The sequence below is a fragment of the Kocuria sp. KH4 genome (assembly GCF_053711175.1).
The window spans coordinates 41,422-63,960 of the sequence record NZ_JBSJYX010000026.1; the positions used below are offsets into that span (position 1 = coordinate 41,422).

33 protein-coding genes and 1 pseudogene are annotated in these 22,539 nt (G+C 69.0%); 20 read left to right on the forward strand and 14 right to left on the reverse strand.

All coding sequences use genetic code 11. The features are described from left to right. Nucleotides 1-36 precede the first annotated feature (36 nt). Both ACWCOM_RS15955 and ACWCOM_RS15960 read right to left on the reverse strand, forming a co-directional pair. Entirely contained in the window at nucleotides 37-924 is an 888-nt protein-coding gene (locus ACWCOM_RS15955; RefSeq protein WP_454549724.1) for an SDR family oxidoreductase, read from the reverse strand. Nucleotides 925-998: 74 nt separating this feature from the next. Continuing rightward, complete coding sequence (locus tag ACWCOM_RS15960) at nucleotides 999-1,250, reverse strand: hypothetical protein (RefSeq protein WP_454549725.1); 252 nt, start codon at nucleotides 1,248-1,250, stop codon at nucleotides 999-1,001. An 88-nt stretch (nucleotides 1,251-1,338) separates the two neighbouring features. On the opposite strand from ACWCOM_RS15960, the gene ACWCOM_RS15965 reads away from it, so the two are divergent. The 4 genes from ACWCOM_RS15965 (at nucleotide 1,339) to epsC (ACWCOM_RS15980) (ending at nucleotide 2,894) form a co-directional block, all read left to right on the forward strand. Next, a complete protein-coding gene (locus ACWCOM_RS15965) occupies nucleotides 1,339-1,473 on the forward strand; it encodes a hypothetical protein (protein ID WP_454549726.1) in 135 nt (44 codons plus the stop codon). A 102-nt stretch (nucleotides 1,474-1,575) separates the two neighbouring features. Then, a complete protein-coding gene (locus tag ACWCOM_RS15970; RefSeq protein WP_454549727.1) occupies nucleotides 1,576-1,731 on the forward strand; it encodes a tyrosine-type recombinase/integrase in 156 nt (51 codons plus the stop codon). A 204-nt stretch (nucleotides 1,732-1,935) separates the two neighbouring features. Further along, complete coding sequence (locus tag ACWCOM_RS15975) at nucleotides 1,936-2,187, forward strand: hypothetical protein (RefSeq protein ID WP_075870946.1); 252 nt, start codon at nucleotides 1,936-1,938, stop codon at nucleotides 2,185-2,187. A 194-nt stretch (nucleotides 2,188-2,381) separates the two neighbouring features. Beyond that, nucleotides 2,382-2,894: a serine O-acetyltransferase EpsC gene (gene epsC, locus ACWCOM_RS15980; RefSeq protein ID WP_454549728.1), complete on the forward strand. Its 513-nt coding sequence runs from the start codon at nucleotides 2,382-2,384 to the stop codon at nucleotides 2,892-2,894. Between the two features lie 35 nt (nucleotides 2,895-2,929). On the opposite strand, the gene yczR is transcribed toward epsC (ACWCOM_RS15980), so the two are convergent. Next, nucleotides 2,930-4,333 (reverse strand): MocR-like transcription factor YczR, encoded by a 1,404-nt coding sequence (yczR, locus tag ACWCOM_RS15985; protein ID WP_454549729.1) that lies wholly within the window; start codon nucleotides 4,331-4,333, stop codon nucleotides 2,930-2,932. A gap of 108 nt (nucleotides 4,334-4,441) precedes the next feature. Between yczR and yczE the strand changes: the two genes are divergently transcribed. Next, entirely contained in the window at nucleotides 4,442-5,137 is a 696-nt protein-coding gene (gene yczE / locus ACWCOM_RS15990; protein ID WP_454549730.1) for a membrane protein YczE, read from the forward strand. Here yczE and ACWCOM_RS15995 read toward each other — a convergent pair. Further along, entirely contained in the window at nucleotides 5,123-5,704 is a 582-nt protein-coding gene (locus ACWCOM_RS15995; RefSeq protein WP_454549731.1) for a GNAT family N-acetyltransferase, read from the reverse strand. The genes yczE and ACWCOM_RS15995 overlap by 15 nt on opposite strands. A gap of 141 nt (nucleotides 5,705-5,845) precedes the next feature. Here ACWCOM_RS15995 and ACWCOM_RS16000 point away from each other — a divergent pair, with 141 nt between their 5' ends. The 5 genes from ACWCOM_RS16000 (at nucleotide 5,846) to ACWCOM_RS16020 (ending at nucleotide 8,099) form a co-directional block, all read left to right on the forward strand. Continuing rightward, complete coding sequence (locus ACWCOM_RS16000; protein WP_454549732.1) at nucleotides 5,846-6,331, forward strand: GNAT family N-acetyltransferase; 486 nt, start codon at nucleotides 5,846-5,848, stop codon at nucleotides 6,329-6,331. 193 nt (nucleotides 6,332-6,524) lie between these two features. Further along, on the forward strand, nucleotides 6,525-6,932 hold the full coding sequence (locus ACWCOM_RS16005; protein WP_454549733.1) for a class I SAM-dependent methyltransferase: 408 nt from the start codon (nucleotides 6,525-6,527) through the stop codon (nucleotides 6,930-6,932). Between the two features lie 18 nt (nucleotides 6,933-6,950). Further along, nucleotides 6,951-7,163 (forward strand): hypothetical protein, encoded by a 213-nt coding sequence (locus ACWCOM_RS16010; protein WP_454549734.1) that lies wholly within the window; start codon nucleotides 6,951-6,953, stop codon nucleotides 7,161-7,163. Nucleotides 7,164-7,257: 94 nt separating this feature from the next. Then, nucleotides 7,258-7,767, forward strand: a complete 510-nt coding sequence (locus ACWCOM_RS16015) for a serine O-acetyltransferase (RefSeq protein WP_454549735.1) — start codon at nucleotides 7,258-7,260, stop codon at nucleotides 7,765-7,767. A gap of 164 nt (nucleotides 7,768-7,931) precedes the next feature. Continuing rightward, a complete protein-coding gene (locus ACWCOM_RS16020) occupies nucleotides 7,932-8,099 on the forward strand; it encodes a hypothetical protein (RefSeq protein ID WP_454549736.1) in 168 nt (55 codons plus the stop codon). A gap of 46 nt (nucleotides 8,100-8,145) precedes the next feature. Here the strand turns inward: ACWCOM_RS16020 and ACWCOM_RS16025 are convergent, their stop codons facing one another. Continuing rightward, nucleotides 8,146-8,682, reverse strand: coding sequence for a GNAT family N-acetyltransferase (locus ACWCOM_RS16025; RefSeq protein WP_454549737.1), 537 nt, complete (start codon nucleotides 8,680-8,682; stop codon nucleotides 8,146-8,148). 533 nt (nucleotides 8,683-9,215) lie between these two features. Between ACWCOM_RS16025 and ACWCOM_RS16030 the strand changes: the two genes are divergently transcribed. Continuing rightward, the gene (locus ACWCOM_RS16030) at nucleotides 9,216-9,638 is read left to right on the forward strand and encodes a hypothetical protein (protein ID WP_454549738.1); all 423 of its coding nucleotides are present in this window, start codon (nucleotides 9,216-9,218) and stop codon (nucleotides 9,636-9,638) included. Between the two features lie 54 nt (nucleotides 9,639-9,692). Here ACWCOM_RS16030 and ACWCOM_RS16035 read toward each other — a convergent pair whose 3' ends face one another. The 3 genes from ACWCOM_RS16035 to ACWCOM_RS16045 form a co-directional block, all read right to left on the reverse strand. Continuing rightward, nucleotides 9,693-10,088 (reverse strand): hypothetical protein, encoded by a 396-nt coding sequence (locus ACWCOM_RS16035; RefSeq protein ID WP_454549739.1) that lies wholly within the window; start codon nucleotides 10,086-10,088, stop codon nucleotides 9,693-9,695. Between the two features lie 200 nt (nucleotides 10,089-10,288). Beyond that, nucleotides 10,289-11,902 (reverse strand): hypothetical protein, encoded by a 1,614-nt coding sequence (locus ACWCOM_RS16040; protein ID WP_454549740.1) that lies wholly within the window; start codon nucleotides 11,900-11,902, stop codon nucleotides 10,289-10,291. After that, nucleotides 11,899-12,522 (reverse strand): ABC transporter ATP-binding protein, encoded by a 624-nt coding sequence (locus ACWCOM_RS16045; protein ID WP_454549741.1) that lies wholly within the window; start codon nucleotides 12,520-12,522, stop codon nucleotides 11,899-11,901. The genes ACWCOM_RS16040 and ACWCOM_RS16045 overlap by 4 nt, the downstream gene beginning before the upstream one ends. A gap of 290 nt (nucleotides 12,523-12,812) precedes the next feature. On the opposite strand from ACWCOM_RS16045, the gene ACWCOM_RS16050 reads away from it, so the two are divergent. Next, nucleotides 12,813-13,187 carry a hypothetical protein gene (locus tag ACWCOM_RS16050; protein WP_454549742.1) on the forward strand — a complete coding sequence of 125 codons (375 nt, stop codon included), beginning with the start codon at nucleotides 12,813-12,815 and terminating at the stop codon, nucleotides 13,185-13,187. A gap of 89 nt (nucleotides 13,188-13,276) precedes the next feature. Further along, nucleotides 13,277-13,918 carry an HAD family hydrolase gene (locus tag ACWCOM_RS16055; protein WP_454549754.1) on the forward strand — a complete coding sequence of 214 codons (642 nt, stop codon included), beginning with the start codon at nucleotides 13,277-13,279 and terminating at the stop codon, nucleotides 13,916-13,918. A gap of 93 nt (nucleotides 13,919-14,011) precedes the next feature. Here the strand turns inward: ACWCOM_RS16055 and ACWCOM_RS16060 are convergent, their stop codons facing one another. Then, nucleotides 14,012-14,392, reverse strand: coding sequence for a MerR family transcriptional regulator (locus ACWCOM_RS16060; RefSeq protein WP_454549743.1), 381 nt, complete (start codon nucleotides 14,390-14,392; stop codon nucleotides 14,012-14,014). Nucleotides 14,393-14,419: 27 nt separating this feature from the next. Between ACWCOM_RS16060 and ACWCOM_RS16065 the strand changes: the two genes are divergently transcribed. The 4 genes from ACWCOM_RS16065 to ACWCOM_RS16080 are packed head-to-tail and all read left to right on the forward strand — an operon-like array spanning nucleotide 14,420 to nucleotide 16,492. Continuing rightward, entirely contained in the window at nucleotides 14,420-15,055 is a 636-nt protein-coding gene (locus ACWCOM_RS16065; RefSeq protein ID WP_454549744.1) for an RBBP9/YdeN family alpha/beta hydrolase, read from the forward strand. Between the two features lie 35 nt (nucleotides 15,056-15,090). Then, a complete protein-coding gene (epsC, locus tag ACWCOM_RS16070; protein WP_454549745.1) occupies nucleotides 15,091-15,600 on the forward strand; it encodes a serine O-acetyltransferase EpsC in 510 nt (169 codons plus the stop codon). 51 nt (nucleotides 15,601-15,651) lie between these two features. Continuing rightward, nucleotides 15,652-15,999, forward strand: a complete 348-nt coding sequence (locus ACWCOM_RS16075; protein WP_454549746.1) for a MerR family transcriptional regulator — start codon at nucleotides 15,652-15,654, stop codon at nucleotides 15,997-15,999. Between the two features lie 34 nt (nucleotides 16,000-16,033). Beyond that, the gene (locus tag ACWCOM_RS16080; protein ID WP_454549747.1) at nucleotides 16,034-16,492 is read left to right on the forward strand and encodes a VOC family protein; all 459 of its coding nucleotides are present in this window, start codon (nucleotides 16,034-16,036) and stop codon (nucleotides 16,490-16,492) included. Between the two features lie 190 nt (nucleotides 16,493-16,682). Here the strand turns inward: ACWCOM_RS16080 and ACWCOM_RS16085 are convergent, their stop codons facing one another. The 3 genes from ACWCOM_RS16085 to ACWCOM_RS16095 all read right to left on the reverse strand — a co-directional run bounded on the left by ACWCOM_RS16085 (nucleotide 16,683) and on the right by ACWCOM_RS16095 (nucleotide 18,383). Beyond that, nucleotides 16,683-17,105, reverse strand: a complete 423-nt coding sequence (locus tag ACWCOM_RS16085) for an ASCH domain-containing protein (RefSeq protein ID WP_454549748.1) — start codon at nucleotides 17,103-17,105, stop codon at nucleotides 16,683-16,685. Between the two features lie 151 nt (nucleotides 17,106-17,256). Then, nucleotides 17,257-17,763 carry a GNAT family N-acetyltransferase gene (locus tag ACWCOM_RS16090; RefSeq protein WP_176338701.1) on the reverse strand — a complete coding sequence of 169 codons (507 nt, stop codon included), beginning with the start codon at nucleotides 17,761-17,763 and terminating at the stop codon, nucleotides 17,257-17,259. Between the two features lie 104 nt (nucleotides 17,764-17,867). Next, a complete protein-coding gene (locus ACWCOM_RS16095; RefSeq protein ID WP_454549749.1) occupies nucleotides 17,868-18,383 on the reverse strand; it encodes a putative immunity protein in 516 nt (171 codons plus the stop codon). A 172-nt stretch (nucleotides 18,384-18,555) separates the two neighbouring features. Here ACWCOM_RS16095 and ACWCOM_RS16100 point away from each other — a divergent pair, with 172 nt between their 5' ends. After that, a complete protein-coding gene (locus ACWCOM_RS16100; RefSeq protein ID WP_454549750.1) occupies nucleotides 18,556-19,047 on the forward strand; it encodes a hypothetical protein in 492 nt (163 codons plus the stop codon). 138 nt (nucleotides 19,048-19,185) lie between these two features. Here the strand turns inward: ACWCOM_RS16100 and ACWCOM_RS16105 are convergent, their stop codons facing one another. Further along, nucleotides 19,186-20,124 (reverse strand): AbiTii domain-containing protein, encoded by a 939-nt coding sequence (locus tag ACWCOM_RS16105; RefSeq protein ID WP_454549751.1) that lies wholly within the window; start codon nucleotides 20,122-20,124, stop codon nucleotides 19,186-19,188. Nucleotides 20,125-20,353: 229 nt separating this feature from the next. On the opposite strand from ACWCOM_RS16105, the pseudogene ACWCOM_RS16110 reads away from it, so the two are divergent. Both ACWCOM_RS16110 and ACWCOM_RS16115 read left to right on the forward strand, forming a co-directional pair. Continuing rightward, a pseudogene (locus ACWCOM_RS16110) lies at nucleotides 20,354-20,695 on the forward strand (recombinase family protein); the annotation flags it as partial. A 158-nt stretch (nucleotides 20,696-20,853) separates the two neighbouring features. Further along, nucleotides 20,854-21,444 carry an N-acetyltransferase family protein gene (locus tag ACWCOM_RS16115; protein ID WP_454549752.1) on the forward strand — a complete coding sequence of 197 codons (591 nt, stop codon included), beginning with the start codon at nucleotides 20,854-20,856 and terminating at the stop codon, nucleotides 21,442-21,444. Nucleotides 21,445-21,475: 31 nt separating this feature from the next. On the opposite strand, the gene ACWCOM_RS16120 is transcribed toward ACWCOM_RS16115, so the two are convergent. Beyond that, a protein-coding gene (locus ACWCOM_RS16120) for an IS5 family transposase (protein ID WP_454549753.1) occupies nucleotides 21,476-22,323 on the reverse strand; the annotation gives its coding sequence in 2 pieces (ribosomal slippage) (nucleotides 21,476-22,002 and nucleotides 22,002-22,323; 849 coding nt in all). Nucleotides 22,324-22,539: the final 216 nt, after the last annotated feature.

The following is a 22,539-nucleotide window of genomic DNA, read 5'->3' on the forward strand; positions in this document are numbered from 1 at the left end:
CCCGTCCTAGTGGAGTAGTCGGGTCTCATGGCGCGGTCAGGTCAGACTCAGGCCCCCGTCGGTGGTGATGACCTGACCGGCGACCCACACCCCGTGGTCGGTGGCCAGCCACCCGATCAGCCGCGCCGGATCCGTGGGCCGTCCCCAGCGGCCGAACGGGGTGGCCCGCCGCCACGCCTCGAGCTCGGCCAGGGACCGGTCGGCGGTTTCCGGGTCCAGGTAGCCGGTGTTCACCGGTCCCAGGTTGATGGTGTTCAGCACGATGCCCACCTCGAGCAGTTCCGCGGCCACCGTCGGTGTCACCCCGGCCAGAGCCGCCTTGCTCGCCGCGTAGGCGACCTCACCGCGCATGGGCCCATCGCCCTGGCCCGAGGTCATCCAGAACACCCGGCCCGCCGCCCGTTCCTCGACGGGTCCGGTGCCCCCGAGGCGCTGCCCAGGCCGGGCCGGTGCCGACCGAGCAGCCGTGGCCGAGTGGCGCTGGGCGAAGTGACGGGTCAGCAGCAGTGTGGAACGGGTGTTGGTGTCCCAGAACGCGTCCAGAGTCTCGGCGGTCATATCGAAGATGGACCCGTCCCCACCGCTGCGGGCGTGGTTGCACACCAGGATGTCCAGGTGCCCAGTCAGGGCGTGAGCCTGGTCCACGAGGTCCTCGACGGCGTCGGCGCCGCGCAGGTCTGCGGAGAAGTCGCCGGTGACCGCCCCGTTCTGGAGGACCGCCCGGATGCCGGCGCGCACGGCGTCCAGGTCGTCGGCGCCCCACGGCTGATCCCTGTCGTGCGGGCTGTAGTGGTGGAAGAACACGCTGGCCCCCAGGGAGGCGAGTTCGACCGCCACTGCGTAGCCGATGCCGCGGCGGCGGGAGACCCCGGTGACCAGGGCGGTTCTGCCCTGCAGCGGGCGCGCGGAAGAAGGGTGAGACATGGTGGTGCTCCTGACGCAGTCGGGGATTCGTCGATCACAGGGCAGGCACTCACGCAGTCTTCATGCTGGGGAACCTAACAGCGATCACCGCTGCCGGCGACAGGCCGCCGGGGAAAAGCCCACCCCGTGGCCAGCACTCGGTCACGATCGAGGCGATGCATCGCGGCGTGCTCGAAAAAGTCCTCTCGGCCGCTCTCGACAGCTCGCCCGTCGGTGAACACCACGAGTTCCTCCAGCCGTGCCGCCACCGCCACCAGCAACTCCCTCAGCTCGTAGGGCTTCCCGTAGGCGTCAAACAGCAACCCCAACTGCAGCATCGCGAACATTTTCACCCTGCTCCCGGGATTCCTCGGGCAAAGTGGGGGGTAGGAGTGGTTTGATCGCGTCTGCCGTGGCGCAGAGAGGTTACACACCATGGTCAAAACCAAACAGGAGCCGCCGCAAAATCCCAGTTGGTGGTGGAGGATGGGCCACCTTCTGGATCGTGTGCTGGATGTGGTCAATGTCGTTCCTCTGCTGGGCTGGCTGATCAGAATCATCGGCAGGTGAGACCGGTGAGAGGACGACATGGTGGAGAGAGCGGCTGGTGAGCATGCCAGCGGGATAGGCGTGGCATTGGCAACCTCACCTGCATCATCATTCCCGCGGGCAATGTCCGGGAGCACCGCAGCCACCCTGATGCTCGCCGAAGGCTGGGACATGAAGGTCGTTGCCCAGCTGCTGGGTCACGCTTCGGTGACCACCACCTCCAGGTACCTCGATGAGCTGCCCGGAGAGCTGTCGGTGGCGGTCAACGCCCACCCCTGACTCCGGTGGATTTGTCAGAGTTCGCCGCACCGTTTCCGTGGGGGCTCGCGCTGCCCCGAGGAGCGCCAGAGTAGATACCACATGAGATAAAGCCTCGAATAGCCACTTGAGTGTGATGTTGCTTACTATGTCTCCACCATTTGCGGAGCTGCTCGTGGGAGCAACTCCGGCTCCCTGGGGCGATCGTTGATCTGAGGGAGTCTGATGTCTATCACCTTTGAGCCCGTGCCCCTGACGGATCGACGGCTCTTCGAGGCCCGGCTCAGTGAAGCCACCCTCGCCCTGCACCACGAGGGCCACGATCCGGAGAGAATCTGCCAGGAAGCGACGCGGATCGGTCAGCGCTACCCCTGGGTGGACGCCCGCACGGTGGCCAACGCCCTGGTGGACGCTTTGGGCCCGGGATGGGGCGCCATCTACCTGCATTGGCTGTGGAGCCAGGACGACGACGCCTGACCCATCGCTCCTCGGTAACAGCATCCCTGTGGGAAGCGTGCAAGTACGGCCAGCACGCCCATCAGGACAGGGCCTACCCCCGCACGGGCCAACCCCACAGGCAATGTCGTTCTCGTGGAGCGGCTGATAGCCGGGCCATAGGTAAATCCGGTAGGGGTCAGCTGTCCCGGTCGGATGTCTTCTAGGGTGTGGCCATGACCGAACCTGCCCGTCCCAGCGTCCTGGCCGATGCCCGCGCGATCGCCGCCGCCGACCCCGCCGGGCAGGGCATCGCGGCCACGCTGCTGAGCTACCCGGGGCTGCACGCGGTGGCCGCCCACCGCCTCGCCCACCGTCTGTGGTCCACCCGGTGGGGCAGACCGGCCGCTCAGGCGATCGCCACCGCCGCGGCGAAGGCCACCGGTATCACCATCCATCCCGGTGCGATGATCGGGCACCGGCTGTTCATCGACCACGGCAGCGAGGTCGTCATCGGGGAAACCAGTGTGATTGGCGACGACGTGACCATCTATCAAGGTGCAAGCTTCGTCGGCGACGGCTCCCCGGGCCGGCGCCACGCCGTCGTCGGGGACGGGGTGCTCATCGGGTCCGGGGCGAAGGTCGTCGGCCCGGTCACCATCGGGGAGGGTGCGAAGATCGGCGCCGGCGCGGTGGTGGCTCGCGACGTCGCGGCCGGCACTACGGTTGTGGGCACCGACGAGGGATGAGCCCGCACCAGACCTCTACAGCAGGGCTGTGGTGTTCAGACCAGGCCGGCTGGTGGGGTGTCGGTGGCGCGGTGGCCTGAGCGGGCGGCCTGCACGGTGGCGGCCAGGGCGTGCATGCCGGCCTCCCGGGCGGGGGCGTCCAGGGAGTAGGGCAGGCGCAGGTGGCGTTCGAAGGCCCCGCCCACCCCGAAGCGGGGCCCGGCGGCCAGGCGCAGACCGTGCTGCGGAGCCAGCGCGGCCAACCGGGAGCTGATCGGGGCCGGCATCGTGGCCCACTCCGACAACCCGCCTACCCCGGGCATGACGGTCCAGTCCGGGAAGTGCGCACCGAGCAGGCCCAGCAGGTGGGCGCGGCCGGCCCGCAGCTCGTCCAGGCGGGTGGGCAGGATCGTGTCGATCTTCTCCAGCAGCGCCACGCAGGCCAGTTGTTCCAGCACCGGGGTGCCCAGGTCGGTGTCGGCCCGTGCCTGGGCCAGGCGCTGGATCAGGGCCGGGTCGGCGCGGATCCAGCCGATCCGCAGCCCGCCCCAGACGGTCTTGGACACCGATCCCACACTGATCACCCCTGAGTGATAGGCGGCCAGCGGCACGGGCGGGTCTGTCTCCAGGGCGAGCTCGGCCATGGTCTCGTCCACCACGGTGGGGCACCCCAACCGGAGCCGTTCCCGGTCGGCGGGGGCCAGGCAGAGCCCGGTGGGATTGTGGAAGTCCGGCAGCAGATACGCCAGATCCGCCCCGTGCGTGGCGGTAGCGAGGGCGGGCAGGTCCCAGCCGGTGTCGGTGAGGGCCACCGGGGTGATCCGCGTCCGGGTGGTACGCAGCAGGTGCAGGGCGTGCGGATAGGTGGGGTGATCGACCACCACCCGGGCCCGGGGGCGCAGCAGGGCGCGCACCAGCAGGTGCACCCCGTGCTGGGCCCCGGTGGTGATCAGGATCTGCTCCGGGGTCGTGGCCAGCCCACGGGCCCGGTACCGGGTGGCCACCGCCTCCCGGAGTTCGGGCAACCCGATCTGGGCGTAGCCGTGGCGGGGCAGGTGCCGCGGCAGCTGCTCCAGTGCTGCGGTGTAGGCCCGGTGCAGGGCTTCTCCGGGGGCCGGTGGGGAGGCGTGGGAGAAGTCGATCAGCTGCCCGTCAACGAGCTCGGTGGCGTGGTGGCCGGTACTCGTGGCCCCGGGCGGGACGGTGGTGGTGCTGCGGGTTCGCTGCCGGGTGGTGAGGTAACCGGTCTCGCGCAGGGTCGTGTAGGCGGTGGCCACCGTGGTGCGGCTGATCCCCAGCCGGGTGGCCAGGTCCCGCTCCCCCGGCACCGTGGTCCCCAGCGGCAGGCGCCCGTCGAGGATCAGCAGCCGGATCCGGTCGGTGAGCTTTCGGTGCGCCGGGCCGGTGCCCGCCGCCCAGTCCCCCAGCAGCCGGTCCAGGGTCGGGGCAGTGGTGTGCACCAGGCCAGGATCCGGGCTCTGGCCCTTTTTCTCAACTCCAGATACCCCCGAGGATGAACACCGTGCCCCGGACCGCCCGGCACCGTCACCCCCCACCGAAGGACCCCTATGCCCGCATCCCCGTCCCCTCCACTCACCGACCAGCCACTGGTGGCGCGGCGGATGAGCGCCGGCGAGCAGCTGCGGGCCGAGCACAAGCCCCGCCGGCTGTTCCAGCTGCTGGCCGGGCTGATCGGGTACGGCACCGCCTTGGCCCTGCTGGTCGGCTCCGGGTTGGGGGCCTCGAGCTGGAACGTGCTGGCCGAAGGCCTCGCCCACCGCACCGGGCTGTCCTTCGGGATGGCCACGAACCTGATCGCGCTCACCGTGCTGGTGTTCTGGATCCCACTGCGTGAACTGCCCGGACTCGGCACCGTCGTGAACGTGGTGCTGGTGGGGGCCGCCGCCGATGCCGCCGCCCACCTCCTGCCCGCCCCGGGCACACTGGCCGAGCAGCTGGCCCACTACGGTCTCGGGCTGGTCCTGTTCGCCTTCTGCGACGCCCTCTACCTCGGGGCCCGCTTCGGCGCCGGACCCCGCGACGGGCTGATGACCGGAGCCGTGCGGGTCACCGGCCAGCCACTGTGGACGGTGCGCACCGGCATCGAAGTCCTCGTGCTGGCCGTCGGCTGGGGCCTCGATGGGACCGTGGGGGCGGGCACCGTGGTCCTGGCCGTGGCCGCCGGACCCCTGGTGCAGACCTTCCTGCGCCACACCACCGTGCCGCTGCGGGCCGACGGCTCGGCCGGGTTAACGGCCCGTTGAGCGTCCCTCGTGCCCATGGACGATGGGGCGCCCTGCTGGGGATGCCGGCGGTGGTCCGGGCGGCAAGGTCTTCTCCAGCAGGGTGGCGCTGTACCAGGGCCCGTCGAAGTCCCGCCGGCCTACCTCCTGGAATCCCTGCCGCCGGTAGAAGGTGCGCAGGACTGTGTTCGACTCCACGCAGTCCAGCCGGATGACCGCTGCTCCTTCAGCCCGGCCACGCTCCGCGGCCCAGTCCAGGAGAAACGCCCCCAGGCCACGGCCGGACGCACCGCGGTGGACCATCAGCCCGTGGACATAGGCCGCCGGGGTGTCATCGGCACCCCAGACCTCGGGATCGGCCCACAGCAGCCGCACGGCCGCGGCGACCCCTATGGCGGGGCCGCGGACCAGATACCACTGGCCGGCCCGGATCTGCTCGGTGATCTCCTGCCGGCTCACATGGCCGTGGCCCCACTGCTCGATGCCCTGCTCACCCAGCCAGTCCTCGATCTGGCACCGAAGCTCGTGCACGGCCCTCGCATCCTCAAGGACAGCTTGTTCGATCGGGGCGGGCCGGGAACTGATCATGCTCACCACGTTAGGGCAGCATCACTGCCCACCACGGTCATCGCACACGGACTGCCACCTTCACGCCACGGGGTGACCATGGATCACCCGGTGCCGGATACGGTGACAGGGGCCCCGCTCCTACTTCAAAGGTCTTGCCCCATGCCCACCCGCCCTTCGATCACTCTGCGCCCGTTCCACGAGGCGGACACTGCTTTCTTCACCGGCCTGGCCACCGACGAGCGAGTGACCCGCTTCGTCGGTGACGGTCGCCCCTGGGCGCCGCAGGCCATCCAGGACCGTCTTCGTGCCGCGCTGCAGCAGCAGCCGGTCGAGCAGGGTGGGGCGGTCCGGTGGTTCATCGCTGAAGCAGGTGGCGAGGCGGTCGGCCTGGTGGTCACCACCCGGTGCGATGCGGGCGTGGAGATTGGCTACTGGGTGTCCCCACAGCACTGGGGGCGCGGGGTGGCCGGAGCCATGGTCGACCTGGCCGTGGCCACGGTCCCGGACGTCTACGGTCGGGTCCGGTTGATCGCCTGGGCCGCTCCGGCCAACACCGCCTCGACCCGGCTGCTCACCCGCCGCGGCTTCGAGCTCGAGGCCAGCCAGGACGGCCTGGACCGTTACGTGCTGGCGCACACGCAGTAGCACGCATCGACCACCACGGAGCACCGTCTGCACCGGAGCGGCCTCGGGCCCGGGGGCTGCTGCGTTGCGCACGGGCGCTGCACGCTATCTGAACCCCGCTGGGGCCCTCCCGAACACGCCCGGAACCATCGATCCACCGCCCGAGAGCAGGCGAAGCGCCCGGTGAACACCGCGGTGTGGGAGGCTGTCCCGCGTGGGAACCCAACCCGGCTACGACGCACTGGCCGAACAGTACGAGCTCACCTTCCCGGACCCGTTCCAGACACCTCTGGAACGACATGCGGTCGCCACCTTCGCGGACATGGTCCTGGTCCACCACAGCGAGAGCACCGTGGTGGACATCGGATGCGGGACCGGGCACGTCACCGCCGACCTCGCCCACCACGGCCTTCACGTCATGGGCATCGATCCCTCAGAAGCCATGCTGGACATCGCCCGCAGGTCACACCCCGAGGTGGCGTTCCGGCGCGGCGAGGCCAACCTCAACGACTCCCCGGGGCCGACCGATCAGCTGGTTCCGCTCCGCGGTGTCCTGGCCCGGTTCAGCCTGATCCACGTCGATCCCCACCGGATCGGTGGCGTGCTCGCTTCCTGGGCATAGCGCATGCCGGCCGGCGGCGTGGTGCTGCTGGCCTTCCAGAGCACTGATGGCGAAGGGCAACCGGTGGTGCCGTTCGATCACGCGGTGGCACCGGCCTGGCGCTGGCATCCCGAGGAGATGAGTGCACGGCTTGCCCGAGCCGGGTTCGACGAGGCCTGGCGCACGATGAGCCTGCCTGACTCGTTGCACCGCTTTCCCGAGTGCCATCTGGCTGCCATACGTCGCCCCTGACAGCAACCCCTACCGCAGCACGGGCCGCCGCTAACCGCCCATATGTAAAGCGGGTGGTGCGTTACCCCGATTGGATGTCTTCTAAGGTGTGCCCATGGCCGCCTCCACCCGCCCCAGTGTCCTGACAGATGCCCGCGCGATCGCCGCTGCCGACCCCGCCGGGCAGGGCACCGCGGCCACCCTGCTCAGCTACCCGGGTCTGCACGCGGTGGCTGCCCACCGGATCGCCCACCGCCTGTGGTCCACCCGGTGGGGCAAACCTGCCGCTCAGGCCATCGCCACCGCCTCAGCAAAGGCCACCGGGATCACCATTCACCCGGGTGCGGTGATCGGGCACCGGCTGTTCATCGATCACGGCAGCGAGGTTGTGATCGGGGAAACCAGCGTGATCGGCGACGACGTGACCATCTACCAGGGCGCCAGCTTCGTCGGCGACGGCACCCCGGGCCGGCGCCACGCCTTAGTCGGGAACGGGGCGCTCATCGGATCTGAGGCGAAGGTCATCGGTCCGGTCACGATCGGGGCCGGGGCGAAGATCGGCGCCGGCGCGGTGGTGAGCTCCGATGTCGCGGCTGGCACCACGGTGGTGGGCCTCCACGAGTGAGGACTTCGTTTCGGGTCCTTGGTGAAACCACGGTGCCAGGATGTGAGGCAGGCACATGGCTGGTGGAACACGGGATGCCTGGCCGACACGCACGGTCCGGGCGGGAGGCAAAGGACTGAACCATTCCTCTATAGCGTGGAAGGACCCAACCCAGGAGGTCTTTCATGATGGACGTCGCCAGCTTCGGAGCATTCCTTGGATTGTTCATCTGGTTGCTCATGGTCGCTATCACCTTGTGGCTGCTCTATTGGGTGGTGCGCAAGGGCGTCACCGCCGGCATCAAGGACTACGTACAGAAGCACGGCGACCGTACCGAAAGCTTGCGGTCATAGGCCATCGCTTACCGGGCCATGGCTGCTTCACCACGTGCCCAAGGTTTCAACCCTGCCGAGCGAAGATTCGGCACAGCCGGCCCTCGGCCACGACCTCATCCACAAGTTCCAGCCCTGCCTTCTCGAGGACACGTTGCGAGGCGACGTTCTCTGCAAACGTCTCCGCCCAGACCGGTAGGCCCAACTCGTCACCGACGCCGACCAGGGCAGTGGCCACCTCGGTCGCCAGGCCACGCCCCCACACCTGGGGTCTCAACGCGTAGCCGATCCACAACTGCCAGGACTGCCTCCCTGGCCCCGGTTGAAGACGCAGCATCGCATCCCCAACCAACCGGCCATCGACGACGATCGCCACCCCGCGCACGAACCACCCCGGCACAGGATCCTGCCCGGACAAGCGGACCTGGATGCGCTCCTGCACCTCATCGCGCGACAACGGGGCGTGGCCCAGATGCTCGGTGACGTGCGGATCACCCCGGTAGACGAGCATCGCGTCGAGGTCGGCGGCCTGCACCGGACGCAGCAGGCATCGGCCGGTGTGCCGAGGCCACACCCCGGCAAGCGGGTCAGGCGGATCGAACATGAACCCCAGTCGACCACGAGCCGGCGGCATCACAGCGCACAGAACTCGTGGTGTCGCTTCAGAACCCCTACCGGGTCACAGCGGTGGTTCGGGAGGCTCGTCGACGGTGAGGATCTCGTTGGTGAGGCTGGTGCCCTCGGTGCCGGCACAGCCGCACAAGATGGGACAGCCGATGGCGTCTTGACCGTGCGACGATCCGAGCATGAGATCCGCCGTGAGGCTCCGATCCGCCACGGGGCGAGCCTAAGACCAGAGATCACCATGAAACCCACCATGTCCCTACATCGGTGGGCCCTTCTTGTCACTGGGCTCGGTGCCGTCATTGCCTTGCTCATGCTGGCCCTCTGGATCATTGCCGACGTGTACAACCTGGGCGTTCCCATTCTTCCCGTCCTGGTCCTTTGGGGAGCCTGCGCCCTGATGATTGGCGGGGTGCTGACGCTCATACTCGACGGCGTCTTTCGCCTCACTGGGCGACACTTCTAGGGAACCTCCACTGCAATCACAGGGTCTACGGAGCCTAGGCTCCGACCATGAGCACTCCCACTCCGGCCTACCGCGGAACAGATATCGACGTCGAGCCGAGGACCGGCATCGGAATCGGCGGCTGGATCGTCGTCAACCGGGTCATCGCAACGGTCGCGTTGCTGTTCTGGGTCGGCAACCAGCTGGCGCACGGGGTGGCCGTGCGCGAGGGCCCGCAGTACGTCTGCCTGTCCAAGGGGCCTTCGGAGAGCGCCCAGGCACTGGGTGCCAGCAGCCTGGGAACCGCCTCCGGGGAACGGACATTCTTCCCACCCACATTCGTCTGCGGCTACCCCAACCAGGATGGCCAACAACCCTGGGTCTACGTCGATATGTATCCGGCGGGACCGTGGATCTTCTGGATCTGCCTGTCAGTGCTGGCTCTGACGACGGTGCTCGCTGTCGTCCTCCGGCGAAGGGCGCACTGGTAAGCAACCCCATCGGCAGCGCTGACGGATCAGGAGCGCCCGCGGGCGCACGTCTCCTCAGCGGGCGTTCGCGTCGGCGGCGTCGTGGGCGCGCGGGACAGGGACAGCACCACGGTCCCGGACGGCCAGGACAGCCCCACCAAGCAACCCGGCCACCAGCCCGTAGGGGGTGAGGACCAGGGCGTAGAGGAACCACACCGGGTCGAGAACCACGTTCAGGATTAGGAAGGGCAGCATCAGCGACGCACCGGCGACAGCCATCAGGGTGACGCGGACCCCGGCGGTCAGGCCGTAGTCGGCCCCGGCTTCCCAGCACGGGCCCCACACCAGCTGGGTCCACACCAGCCCCACCCCCATCAGCACCGCCCAGCACAGCGCCCAGGCCGACCAGCTCCCCGGGGATCGGACGGCGGCGTAGCCCAGGGCCAGCACCAGGGTGAGCGTCTGGAACACCAGATAGGTGCTCAGCCGATGCACACGCAGGGCTCGCCTCACCAGATCACGCCTCTCCGTTCGACAGTCCCCACCGTATGCCGCGCACCCGCGCCACGACGCAAGGACCCCGCTGGAAGGCACCACCCAGGAACCCTTATCGCACTTCATGAACCTGGCAGGTGTGTTGGGGCTCGGTCGTAGCCCTCACAATTTGGGCCTCAGTGTTTCCGGTCGGTGCTGATCGCCAGGGCCACGGCGGTGGCCGTCAGGGCGAGGCCGGCAGCCAGGGCCGCCGGCCAGGAGGCCGGATGAAGCAGGGCGGCGGCGGGGGCCGCGAGCAGGGCGGGCACCAGGATGAGCCCCCGGCTGTAGCCGATCAACTGGGCTACGGGCACCGGCCCCAGGGGTGTATCGATTGGGGGCTGGGTGTGGTCCGGTTCCGGGCCCAGGGCGCGGTAGAGGCCGGCCGCACCGATTCCGGCCCCGGTCACGGCACCGAGAAGCATCAGCGCCGCCCAGCTGGTGCCGGCCGCGAGGCCTGCCAGCACGGCTGCGGCGGCCAGGACCGCGGCGTTGAGCGCGCACGGGACGACCAGGTGCACCAGGGCCGCTGCGGTGGCCCCGATCGGGAGGTTCCGTTCGGCGGCGGCCCCGGCGCGCAGATCACTCAGATAGGCCGTGCCGCGGCCCAGCCCGCGGTATCCCACCACCAGCAGCGCAGCCCAGCCGGCGAGCACCACGGTGTGGGCGAAAGCGGCCAACAGCACCACGGTCAACCCGAGGTCCACGGCCAGCCCGGCCCGCCACCGGCTGGTCCGCAGCGCGGTGAGCGAGGCGAACAGCACCACCGTGCGCGGCCCGGCCACCCAGCCCGGTGTGCGCCCGGGCAGTCCCCGCACCCCGGGCACCGTGGCGGGGGTCAGCGCCGCGGTCAGGTCCTGGGTCGACAGCAGGGACACGGCGTTGCTCAGGTGCCGGGTCCGCGCCCCGGCCGCCCGCAGCTGCACCCCGCCCAGGGTCTGAGCCCACCGCAGCGCCCGGGCCCAGAACAGCCCGGCCGCCACCGTCAGTGCTCCCGCGATCCCCCAGGCCCGCAGGGGTGGCACGAGGACATCCCACCGGCCGGTGGCCCCGTCCCGGGTCCCGGCCAGCACGACCAGCACAGCCCCCAGGGCCAGGAACCAGCCCGCCCAGGGGCGGGACCGCAGCGATGCGGGCACCCCGATTGAAGCCTGGACCCAGATCGAGACCCCGACGGCACTGACCCCCAGACCGGCCCAGCCCACTAGCTGCGCTACCGCCTGCCACCACGGCTGCCCCCACCCAGCAGTCAGCCCAGCGCCCCACATCAGCAGCAACCCTGAGCCACCAAACAAGGCCCCGGTCGCCGCCGCCGCGCACAGCATCCGGCGCACACTGCGGAGCGGTTCCTGAGCCCCGGCCCCGGGCAGCGGCCACACCCACACCGCCCGCTCCGGGGACACCCCCACCGGTCCCAGCCCCCGCAACAGATCCACCACACCGGCCCAGGCCACCCCGAGCAGCACGGCGACTCCGAGCACCGGTGCCCCGGCCCCCATCCAGTCTGCCGCCGGGCGGTGCAGCATCCCGCCGGGGGAACCGGCGGCCACCAGCTCCGCCAACGAGGCCCCGAGACCCAGGACCCCGGCGACCGCCCAGGCCCCCAGAACCACCGTGACGAAGAGCCCGGTGTACGCATCGACGAACCGATCCGCACCTCGAGCCCGGCCTCGAACATGGGCCCGGGCTGCTCGCAGGAACACCTCGATCTCGGCGGGCCCGGCCGGCGTCACGCCGGCACCGGCCGTCACGACCGGCCCTCCCGCTGCGTCTCAGTTACGGCCGGTGGCAGGGCACCGTTGGAGTCGATGGTCAGCACGGTGGTGCCCACTGCCTCCGCCAGCGAGGCGTCGTGCGTGGCGATGAGCAACCCCGCCCCCGCTTCGCGGGCGGCGACCAGACGATCGGCCAGCCGCGCACGCATCAGCGCATCCAGGCGCTGTTCGGGCTCATCGAGCACCAGCAGCTCGAACGGGCGGATCAGTGCTGCGGCCAGCAGCGCCCGCCGGCGCTGTCCCGAGGACAGAGCGAACGGCGAGGCGTCCACCCGGTCGCCCAGCCCGAACTCCTCCACCGCCTCAGCGGCCACCGCCGGCGCGTCGGACACCCCGTGCCCGCGCAGCACCAGCTCCAGGTGATGCCCCACCGACACCCCGGGCAGGAACGCGTCCTCGTCGAACAGGCAACTCACCGCCCGGCGGTAGACCAGCGAGTCCTCCACCACCGGACCACCCTTCAGCCACCGCTCCCCGCTCACCGGCACCTGCTGGCCCACCGCCGTGCGCAGCACCGTGGACTTGCCCGCCCCATTGGCCCCGCGCAGCACCACCGCCTCCCCCGGACCCACCTCGAAGCTGACCCCGGCGGTCACCGGCACCCCGGCATAACCACACACCAGCTCACGAACGCACAAAACAGGGGCGCAACTCACGGACAACAAGCCTTTCAACGGCAACACGGCCACCTCATTCTTCCCCGGTGCCATCGCCTGCAGATCCCCCGCCGGCCGGATATCCACCACCGTCACGACCGAGCATCACCCCCAGCTGCACACTCAGGAGCCCGGGACCGTCCTGCGACAGGCCGGGCGGGGCAGGGTGCCTTGGACGAACCGCGCTTCTCGTAGTGTGGATAAGACCAACAGCCCGGAGGTTATTCGCGATGACCGACGAGATCGCCGGCCTCGTCCCGCTGCTCTTCGCCCTGGTGGTCCTCCCCGCGATGAGCATCCCGGTGGTGCGCTGGGCTGCCGAGGATGCACTCGGGCGCAACGGATCGGCGGGCATCCGCACCCGCCACACCAAGGTCTCCGATGAGGCCTGGGCTGCCGGCCATGCCGCGGCCCTGCCCGTGGTGCGGAAGATGGTGCCGGTAGCCGCGATAGGGCTACCGACTGCACTGATCGTTCAGGTTCTTGGTGGCGGGTATACCGGCACCGCAGTGGCCGCCGTCGCGCTGATCTGCGAAGTCGTGGTGCTGTTGCGCTCCGCCGGCGCCGCCAACCGCACCGCACGCGCGGTCACCGCCAGCGGGTGAGCGCCTATCACCTGCTCCGTTTCTAACCCCAACTGCAAGGCGCCCTTGGTGCGTGTGGTGGTGCCCATAAGCTGGCTGCTGTGCTGATCATGCTGGATCTGGACGACACGCTGGTGGACCGCCGCGGCGCCTTCACCAGCTGGGCCAGTGACTTCGTCGCCGGCCTCGACGGCGACGCCAGTGATCTGGAATGGCTGATCGCCGCCGATCAGGACGGTTACCGGCCCCGGGCGGAACTGGCCGCGCTGATGCGCGAACGCTTCCACCTGAGCACACCGGTCCCCGGCCTGGTGGACTCCCTACGTCACGAGCTGCACGAGCGCATCGAGGCCTACCCCGGTGTGCTCGAGACTCTGGAGAGCCTGGTCGCGAAGGGGGCTGCCTTGGTGGTGGTGACCAACGGGAATGTCGCCCAGCAGTTGCACAAGCTCCGCCGCACCGGCCTGCTGCGCTACAGCCCGCACCCGGTGATCTCCGAGGCGATCCGGGCGAAGAAGCCTCACCGGCTGCTTTTCGACACCGCCCTGTCCCAGGCCGGACACCGCCCGGAACAGTCCTGGATGGTCGGGGACCACCCGGTGACCGACATGACAGGAGCCCATCAGATCGGCATCCGCACCGGGTGGGTCAGTCACCACCAGCTGTGGCCCCACCCTTGGGTCCCTGAGGTGACAGGACCGACGACCACGGACGTCCTGCAGCACATCATGGCCAAAGACGTTCCAAGCTGAGCCGCCAAGGCCATACCCGGCGTTGAAAGCGTTACAACGCAACCCGAACTGCAGCGTCTTTCGCAATCTATGCGGACGGGACCGGTGCGGTATTCAGCCGGCTAGATGGGTATCGATGACCTGGCGTTGTGCGAGCAGCTGGGCGGTGTGGCGTTCGAGTTCTTCTCGGCGCTGTTGCAGATGCGCCCGCAGGTCCGCGCACATCTGCAGCTGCGGTTGCTGACCGCGGGCGCAGGGCAGGAACCGCCGGATCGTCTCGGAGTTGAGCCCGAAGGAAAACATCCCCTGGATTTGGGCCACGATCACCGGAGCGTCCTCGGCATACTCCCGGTACCCGTTGGAAGCCCGCTCGGGCACCAGCAGACCCTGGTCCTCGTAGTAGCGCAACGCCCGGGCACTGACCCCGGACACCCGGGAGAGCTCACCGATCCGCATCCCTGCCCACCCTTCCGATCCTCCGGGGTTGACCTTCACGTCGACGTCATCCTTGAGACTCACCCTATGCACACCGCCACCACCGCTTCCTCCGCCCCCATGTCCCGGGGCGTCATCGTCCACGGCTACGCCGCCGACCCGACCCGCCACTGGTTCCCCTGGCTCACCGACCAGCTCCGGGCCACCGGTGTCGAGGTCACCTGCGTGGCCCTGCCCGACCCGGCGGCCCCGGACGCCACGGCCTGGCAGCAAGGGATCGCCAGGGTGCTCGTGACTCCCGATGAGGGGACGTGGGTGATCGCCCACAGCCTCGGTGTGATCACCGCGTTGCGCCACCTCGCCGACCTGCCCGTGCCGTGGTCGCTGGGCGGGCTGGTGGCCGTGTCCGGGTTCATCGGGACCCTGCCCACCCTGCCGGTGCTGGATGCCTTCCTGGCCACCGCACCTGACCTGACAGCGGTGGCGGCCCACACCGGCCAGCGGGTCGTGGTGCGCTCCGACGACGACCGGATTGTGCCCCCGGCTGCGACCGACGCCCTCGCCACCGGACTGGGTGCGGAGAAGGTGGTGGTGCCCGGGGCCGGGCACTTCCTCGACGAGGACGGCATCACCGCCCTGCCGGCTCTGCTCCCGTACCTGCCCTGCCCGGCAGAGCCCTGCGAAGCCCCCGTTCACCGGGCCATTGAGCGTGGGGCCATATGAGCGGTGCTCGCATCGATGTCTTCTAGGGTGTGGCCATGGCTGACTCCACCCGTCCCTGTGTCCTGGCCGATGCCCGTGCGATCGCCGCCGCCGATCCCGCCGGCCAAGGCACCGCGGCCACGCTGCTGAGCTATCCGGGGCTGCATGCGGTGGCCGCCCACCGCCTCGCCCACCGCCTGTGGTCCGCCCGGTGGGGCAAACCGGCCGCCCAGGCGATCGCCACCGCCACGGCAAAGGCCACCGGGATCACCATCCACCCCGGGGCGGTGGTCGGGCACCGGCTGTTCATCGACCACGGCAGCGAGGTCGTGATCGGGGAGACCAGCGTGATCGGCGACGACGTGACCATCTACCAGGGGGCCAGCTTCGTCGGCGACGGCTCCCCGGGCCGGCGCCACGCCCTCGTCGGGCACGGGGTGCTCATCGGCTCCGGGGCGAAGGTGGTCGGCCCGGTCACCATCGGGGAAGGGGCAAAGATCGGCGCCGGCGCTGTGGTGACCAGCGACGTCGCGGCCGGCACCACGGTGATCGGCATCGAGGCCTGACCCCACCCTTGGTGCCTCCTATCGCTGAGCTGCTGGGTAAGGATGGAGCCCATGAGGATCGGTGAGCTGGCGGAGGCGACCGGTGTCAGTGCCCGGTCGTTGCGCTACTACGAGGACCAGGGACTGCTACGCGCCCACCGCACCCCGGCCGGGCACCGCCGCTACACCCCCGGTGACGTGGATCGGGTGGTGCAGATCCAGCAGCTCTACGCCGCCGGGCTGTGCAGCCGGGTGATCTCCGAGCTGCTCCCCTGCCTTCACGCCCCGCCCCAGGAACGGACCGGGCACCTGGAGACCCGCCTGGCCCAGGAGCATCAACGCTTGGAAACGGCGGTGCGGGAGGCGGTCCGGGCTCGGGACAGCCTGGAGGAGGTCATCACCGACTTCGGCAGGCCTTGATCCTCACACCGGTGTGAGGGTCCACCATGGGCCCATGGAACCTCAACAGCAGCACCCGCCGGTCCGTCAGCTGCGCGTGGTGGTCGAGGCTGCCGACTACGACGCCGCCCTGGCCTTCTTCCGCGACGCACTGGGCCTGCCCGAGTCGGCCTCCTTCGCCGAAGGCCCCGGCGACCGGGTGGCCATCCTCGAGGCCGGCCGGGCCACCCTGGAGATCACCAGCCCCGCTCACAAGCAGGTCATCGACCGGATCGAGGCCAACGGCCGACCCAGCCCGGCCATCCGCCTGGCCTTCGAGGTCGACGACGCCCCAGAGACCACCGATCGCCTGCAGGACGCCGGCGGGGAGGTGGTCGCAGCCCCGGTGCGCACTCCGTGGCAGTCGCTGAACTCCCGGCTCAACGCCCCCGCCGGGCTGCAGATCACCCTTTTCCAGGAACTGCTCCCCGCGGACGAACGTGCCGCAAAACCCGGGTTCAGCACCGAGCACTGACTCTCAGCGCAGCTCGCCAACCGGGGCATGAGAGCTACCCACAGGTGCTGGAGCCCGGGCAGGAGCCCCTACTGCAACGTCGATCCGTCGGCAGTGTCCGGTAGCCGGGTCATATGTATAGCAAACGGCCTCGTGCTGGTGGTGCGCTGGATTGGTGCCAGCGGCACACCACAGAGCCGGATCGATGGGATCACTTCACCGGGTCCGGGAGGAGCCGGAATCGTTCCAGCACCACAAGCGTGTCGTCGTCCAAGTCGTGCCCCGGGACCTCGGCGCACGCCTCCGGCGGCGTGGCCGTCCAGAACTCCTCGTGGGCCTCCCGCCACTGGGCCACGCTGCGGTGCCCCTCGCCCTCGGCCAGCACGTGCTCCCAGGGCACCTCGGCCAACCGCATCGTGGCCACCTCGGTGATCTCCAAGGTGGCAACCACCTGCCCGGTGGAGTCGATGAGGGTCTGACATTCGCCGGGGCGCGGCAGGGGCTGGTCCTCGGCTTCGTAGTCACCCAGCAGCGACGATGTGCCTGTCTTCGCGCCGGACCGGATCAGCTGGACGAGGCGGTCCCGCAACGGTCCGGGGGTCGCGAACTCGGCCACCGGCATTGATTCATCCATGGTCCGAGTATGTCGCCCGACGACCTCAGAAGAGCGCACTCGACCCCACGGGCAACTCGCTCATACAGGAATCAAGCGCCCACCAGCGGACCCCTACCGGAACGCGGGACGAGCCAACCGTGGTGTGGTCTCCATCCCTCAGCGGTCGTCGTTAGGCCGACGCGGATGTGTCCACCCAAAAACGGAGTTCGCCCTCGTGGTTGATTCCGTCGGCTACCCCGCCGTTACGGCGCACGACCGTCAAGGACGCCTGATTGTCCGGAGCGACGGTCAGCAGGGCACGGGCGATGCCGAGTGTCGCGCACTTGCCCAAGGCGGACCGAAGCATCTGGGTGGCGTGCCCCTGGCGCTGCCACGGATAGACGACGTGATAGCCGATGTGCCCACCGCCCTCGTCCTCGGTCAGTCGGTGACGAAGGACCACCGAGCCGATGTAGTACTCGGCGGAGGCGAACCAGAGCAGTTCCGAGGGAACACCCCATCGCTGCCTGACGCCGACACGATCGGCCACGAACCGATCGAAATCAAGGCTGGCCTCACGAAGCCACGCCGTGTCGGATCCGCGGCGCATCATATCGGCCTGTTCTCCCACGAGATACGAGGTCCTGACCCGAACGGACGGCGTGGTCAGTGCCGGCGGTTCCTGCAACGTGATCATCCAGCAAGGGTAGAGGGGTGGTCCGGATCACCGTCCGCAAGGACAACCCCAACTGCAACGCAGCAGGTGGAGAAATCAAGCGAACCGGGGGCCGTCCCGTTTGCTCAGCAGTCGAAGACCCGCCAGCAGATGTCGTTGCGCAATCGCTGGTCCTCCAGCACGAGTTGGCGAATTCTCTCCGGGAGTTGCTCCCGCTGCCACCGGCATTCTGCTCGGCCGGCGGCCTCGGCCTCACCGTCCACGGCGGCGGCTCGTGCGGCCTTGATCGCATAGGCGGCCGCGCCGAGTTCATGGGCGGCCACGTGCGCCACCGCGCCGGCCTGCCCGGCGGCGTAGGCGGCGTGCCGGGCTGCTCCGCGTTTGTTCCGGGCCGCCCCCATGGCGTGGCCTCCAGCCGCCCGGGACTCCATCATCGGCAGCTCCCCACGCACCCAGGCGCGCACGTGGTCGATGGCTGCGCGCGGACGCTGGTCGCCCGGGTGCGCCGACTCGAAGAGGGGCAGGACGTGCTCAGCACAGGAGGCCGCCCACAGCGCCAGCAGGCGGTGGTCGCTGTCCGTCAGGGTGCCACCGCGGCGGATGGTGGTGAGACGGGGATCGCGGATCTTCGGGAGAATCATGGTCGGCAACTCCCCAGGGACGGGCGTAAATGAAGGACCTGCAGTCGCGCACATCCCAGCCTACGTCCGGCTCCCCGACCGTCGTTCTGGCCAGGTCTCCCCCATGTATGCGGACGGAAACGATGAGGCGGCTGTGGCTACGCTGACCCCACGAAGGGTCGGGGGAGGTGCGATGAAGCTACGGAGCTGGCGGCAATACCGGTGGTTGCGGCGGGCCCTGGCCTGCGCGGTCGTGGTCGTTGGTTTGGTGATCGCCGCCCACATCGTCCCTGCCCTGGAGTGGCTCGGGGCCAGGGCGGGGTACTGGTTGCCCAACACGGTCGTGGGAGTCGTCGGTGCGACGGCCTTTGCCATGGTGCTGCGTCACGAGCACCGCACGCATCGCCGCGGGGAAACCGGACCGCTGCCGCAGCGTCCGCGGCTGGGCTACCACCGTCAGGGGCAGCTGAGCCGGGCCTTTCTGTGGTTGGTGGGCGCATGGTTCTGGTTCGTCGGGGTAGCGATCGCCCTGGACGGCGGGGATGAGCTGACCGTCTTCGGGCCCGTCTTCGGCACCTTTGCCTTCATCGCCGGGCAGATGGAGGCCCGGCATGGTCGCGTGCTGGAGAGCCGGGCGCTCGAGGAGGCGCCGGAGCCGCAACCGGCCGACCAGGCTGGCGGATGAGTTGACGACTCCGGTCCAGCGGAGGAAACCGGACCGGTCATAGGGAACGCTCACCGACAGTCCGGGACCGTGCAGTGCGGGGCCGGTGCTCACACAGATCCCAAACCAACGGGGCCTTCGGCATGCCTATTTTGCTGCTCAGCCGAAGGCGCCAGATAGCGCCAACGTGGTAACCGTTTCGACCGCCCCGCTGGTGGCCGCGGTGACTGCTGGGACCCCAATGCGCTCCGCAAGTGTGCGTAGCTTGCCTGCCTTCTTGATGACCTCGCCGGTGTCGGGGGCTTCCTGCTCGGTCGCGGTGCGCAGATCCTCGACCGCCGCGAGTAGCTCAGCTCGGCTCTCACCGTCGGGAACATCCTTTGCTGCGTCCTGGACTGCGATGAGGAGCTTGATGGCGCCCTCGACGCTCAGCCCCTCACTCTTGGCCTTGGCTCCGCTCCCGACTGCGGTTGGCCCGGTGGCTGTCTGGATTGTGGTGTTGTACTGCGTGCCGATGTGCTGACCCACGGCGGCGTCTACAGCGTCCTTCCGGGGAAGCTCGGCCAAAGGAGTCTCCGCCGTCAGATCCGCGACGACGTCCACGAGCTGGGTACGGATTTGGCCAAGTACGCCGGTGAGTACCGCGCCGGCAAGAGAGTAGGACATCCCCGTAATCTGCTGGTACGGGCCGAGCTGGCTGTTCCACACGGTTTGGGCGTAGGCCAATCCCGTGTCGGTGAAGGAGACTGAAGATCTTCCGGTGAGGCTTTCCAGCTCTTCGACGGGCTGACGGAGCGGGAACGACTCCGGCACCCCTTCCCGGGCCTCCACAGGCAGTTGCAGGCGATTAAAGGTTTGCCCCGTGACTACGGTCATCCCGCTAATCGAGTTCACCTGGATCGGCAACGTCGGCAACAACCGATAGTTAGGTACGTCCACGTCCGCGCCGTATCCATTGAGCTCGTACCTCGCCCACTGCCGCAGTGACTCGGATCCGGTTTCCGCTCCGAGCAGCAGGCACTTGCGTAGGAGCCCAGCTAGAGGCTCGGATTCATCGAGGACGCGCTCCCTTAGGGAACTGAGCAGAGTGTTCTTCATTCAAAGTCCTTCAGCGTGAGGGGCCCAAGCATGTCCCGCTGAATTTACCGGGAGCTTCCGACGCTCAAGGCTGGCGAACGACAGCGTGGATCGCGCCCGCATGACGGACCTTCATAGATACGAGACCGTGGTGGGGGGTGCCTGACCGTGAAACCTAGTGTGGTTGATGCCCGTATGACCCGTTCATAGGGGGTGCCCGCACACGTCCCTTCTGCGCAACACTGGAAGCATGGCTGGGATGAAGGTCGGGTACGCCCGGGTCTCCACCATCGAACAAGACCTCACCGTGCAGCGTGAGGCCCTATTGGGTTTGGGCGTGGCCGAGGACCGGATCTACGTGGACCACGGTCTGACGGGGACGCACCGGGCCCGCCCGGGGTTACGGGAGGCGATGGCCGCCTGCTGGCCCGGGGACACCTTGGTGGTCACCAAACTAGATCGCCTCGCCCGCTCCGTGCCCGATGCTCGGGACATCGCCGATGAGCTCACCGCTAAGGAGGTCGCACTCTCACTGGGCGGCAGCTCGTATGACCCGACGGATCCGGTGGGGCGATTGCTATTCAACGTGCTAAGACCTGGTCTCAAAACCGTGCCGCAGATGCAGACTCGTTGAGGCTGTCTTGGAGGTCCCCGTTCTGGATTGCGTCCGTCGAATCGGGCGGGCAGCGGGTGGCGACAAGCCGGGCGGACCTTGCCCTGTCCCCGGCCCTGGGGCGAGAGACTGGGCCCATGCTTGAACCCACACCATGCGCTGGGCCGTTGTCTGCAGAGGCGCACCTCATCTCCATCGGCCGGGCCGTCCCGGAGGACAGCGCGGCCCTGCTGACGTTGCAGTATCGTCTGGACCGGCAGTCGAGTTTCATGCTCTTGGAACCGGGAGAACGTCCTTCTTCCGTGGAGGAGTTGCGGGCACGGTTGGCCGCGCAGAGCTCAGCGGGCAGTTTCGACTTGATCGCCGGCGTTTCCGGGCAACATGTGGGGCCGGTGGGATGGGTCTCGGTGGAGGTCGCCCCGTACCGGCGGGCTGCCCACGTCGGACACCTGGTTCTGGGAGTCGACGCCGCTTGCAGCGGCCAGGGGGTGGGACGCCGTCTGCTAGAAGCTGCCCTGGACGAGTGCCGGCAACGGCAACTGTGGCGGGTGGAGCTGACCGTGATGGTCGACAACCTGCGCGCGGTGCAGCTGTACCTGCGGTGTGGGTTCGTCGTCGAGGGCCTGCGCCGGGCGTCCCTGATCCGCGATGGTGGCCCCATCGACGAGTACGCCATGGCCCAGCTCCTCACAGGCTACGACTCAGGATCCGTGGTGGCCGACAAATAGCGCCCAATCCGCAGGAGGAGGTTGCGACGCTCTACTGCACAACATCTCGGCGAAGCGGGTGGCCTGAAGGGTGAGCGGTATCAGTGCGAGCCAGCCGGCGCAGATTGATGAGCGTGACGGCGAGCAATAGCAGCGGGACCACGGTGGTCTCGGTGCGGTCGTAGCGGATCCCGAGGCGCTTGAAGCGCAGCAGCCAGGAGATGCTGCGTTCTACAACCCAGCGGTGCCGGCCGAGGTGGGTCTTGGCCTCGATCCCGCGCCGGGCGATGCGAACTTTGATGCCCCGCCGGTGCAGGTATCGCCGGCATCTCGGGTAGTCGTAGCCCTTGTCCGCGTGCACTTTCTCGGGCCTGCGGCGGGGCCGCCCTGGGCGATCGCGGTGACCGCGCACACTCGGGTTGGAATCCAGAAGCGGCTCGAGGAGGCGGCTGTCGTGGACGTTCGCGGCCGAGGCCAGCACGTGCAGTGGCAGGCCGTTCCGGTCGGTGAGCAGGTGGTACTTCGTGCCCGGTTTCCCACGGTCGGTGGGGTTGGGGCCGGTCAGCTCGCCCCCCTTTTGGCCCGTACCGACACCGCGTCGACACTGGCCCGCGACCAGTCGAGGATCTCCTGCTCGGAGAGCTCCTCGAGCACGGCCCGGTGGAGCTTCTCCCAGACTCCGGCCTCCTGCCACTCGCGCAACCGGCGCCAGGCGGTGTGCCCGGAACCGTAGCCCAGGGCCGGAGGCAGGTCCCGCCACCGGCACCCGGTGTGGAGCACGAACAGGATGCCCTCCAGGGCGGCACGGTCATCGATCCGGGGCCGGCCACCTGGCCCTCGAGGTGGTGACTGGGGCGGGATCAGCGGGGCGATCAGCTCCCACAGACGGTCATCGACCATCCATGACTGCGTCCTCGTCGTCATGTAGGCAGTGTGGACCACGCTCCGGATCCGGAACAACGGCAATCAAGTTTTGAGACCATGTCTAATACTGCAACGACAGATTGTGACTGAGTGCCGAGTCTGGTATTTGGTGGTGTGTGCAGGCTCAGATGGTGCAGCAGTGGGCGGGCGCCTTTCCGGCGTTCTGCGGACGGTTCGCCGAACGGTTCCCGC

Coding starts and splice junctions, on each gene's coding strand:
- ACWCOM_RS16090 (WP_176338701.1), bottom strand. CDS start 17,763: ATGATCACGTTGCAGGAACCGCCGGCACTGACCACGCCGTCCGTTCGG.
- ACWCOM_RS16075 (WP_454549746.1), top strand. CDS start 15,652: ATGAGGATCGGTGAGCTGGCGGAGGCGACCGGTGTCAGTGCCCGGTCG.
- ACWCOM_RS16025 (WP_454549737.1), bottom strand. CDS start 8,682: ATGTTCGATCCGCCTGACCCGCTTGCCGGGGTGTGGCCTCGGCACACC.
- ACWCOM_RS16065 (WP_454549744.1), top strand. CDS start 14,420: ATGCACACCGCCACCACCGCTTCCTCCGCCCCCATGTCCCGGGGCGTC.
- ACWCOM_RS16115 (WP_454549752.1), top strand. CDS start 20,854: ATGCTTGAACCCACACCATGCGCTGGGCCGTTGTCTGCAGAGGCGCAC.
- ACWCOM_RS16105 (WP_454549751.1), bottom strand. CDS start 20,124: ATGAAGAACACTCTGCTCAGTTCCCTAAGGGAGCGCGTCCTCGATGAA.
- ACWCOM_RS16100 (WP_454549750.1), top strand. CDS start 18,556: ATGAAGCTACGGAGCTGGCGGCAATACCGGTGGTTGCGGCGGGCCCTG.
- epsC (WP_454549745.1), top strand. CDS start 15,091: ATGGCTGACTCCACCCGTCCCTGTGTCCTGGCCGATGCCCGTGCGATC.
- ACWCOM_RS15970 (WP_454549727.1), top strand. CDS start 1,576: ATGTCCGGGAGCACCGCAGCCACCCTGATGCTCGCCGAAGGCTGGGAC.
- ACWCOM_RS16095 (WP_454549749.1), bottom strand. CDS start 18,383: ATGATTCTCCCGAAGATCCGCGATCCCCGTCTCACCACCATCCGCCGC.
- yczE (WP_454549730.1), top strand. CDS start 4,442: ATGCCCGCATCCCCGTCCCCTCCACTCACCGACCAGCCACTGGTGGCG.
- ACWCOM_RS15995 (WP_454549731.1), bottom strand. CDS start 5,704: ATGATCAGTTCCCGGCCCGCCCCGATCGAACAAGCTGTCCTTGAGGAT.
- ACWCOM_RS16080 (WP_454549747.1), top strand. CDS start 16,034: ATGGAACCTCAACAGCAGCACCCGCCGGTCCGTCAGCTGCGCGTGGTG.
- ACWCOM_RS15965 (WP_454549726.1), top strand. CDS start 1,339: ATGGTCAAAACCAAACAGGAGCCGCCGCAAAATCCCAGTTGGTGGTGG.
- ACWCOM_RS16030 (WP_454549738.1), top strand. CDS start 9,216: ATGAGCACTCCCACTCCGGCCTACCGCGGAACAGATATCGACGTCGAG.
- ACWCOM_RS15955 (WP_454549724.1), bottom strand. CDS start 924: ATGTCTCACCCTTCTTCCGCGCGCCCGCTGCAGGGCAGAACCGCCCTG.
- ACWCOM_RS16015 (WP_454549735.1), top strand. CDS start 7,258: ATGGCCGCCTCCACCCGCCCCAGTGTCCTGACAGATGCCCGCGCGATC.
- ACWCOM_RS16055 (WP_454549754.1), top strand. CDS start 13,277: ATGCTGGATCTGGACGACACGCTGGTGGACCGCCGCGGCGCCTTCACC.
- ACWCOM_RS16000 (WP_454549732.1), top strand. CDS start 5,846: ATGCCCACCCGCCCTTCGATCACTCTGCGCCCGTTCCACGAGGCGGAC.
- ACWCOM_RS16050 (WP_454549742.1), top strand. CDS start 12,813: ATGACCGACGAGATCGCCGGCCTCGTCCCGCTGCTCTTCGCCCTGGTG.
- epsC (WP_454549728.1), top strand. CDS start 2,382: ATGACCGAACCTGCCCGTCCCAGCGTCCTGGCCGATGCCCGCGCGATC.
- ACWCOM_RS16020 (WP_454549736.1), top strand. CDS start 7,932: ATGATGGACGTCGCCAGCTTCGGAGCATTCCTTGGATTGTTCATCTGG.
- ACWCOM_RS16085 (WP_454549748.1), bottom strand. CDS start 17,105: ATGGATGAATCAATGCCGGTGGCCGAGTTCGCGACCCCCGGACCGTTG.
- ACWCOM_RS15975 (WP_075870946.1), top strand. CDS start 1,936: ATGTCTATCACCTTTGAGCCCGTGCCCCTGACGGATCGACGGCTCTTC.
- ACWCOM_RS15960 (WP_454549725.1), bottom strand. CDS start 1,250: ATGTTCGCGATGCTGCAGTTGGGGTTGCTGTTTGACGCCTACGGGAAG.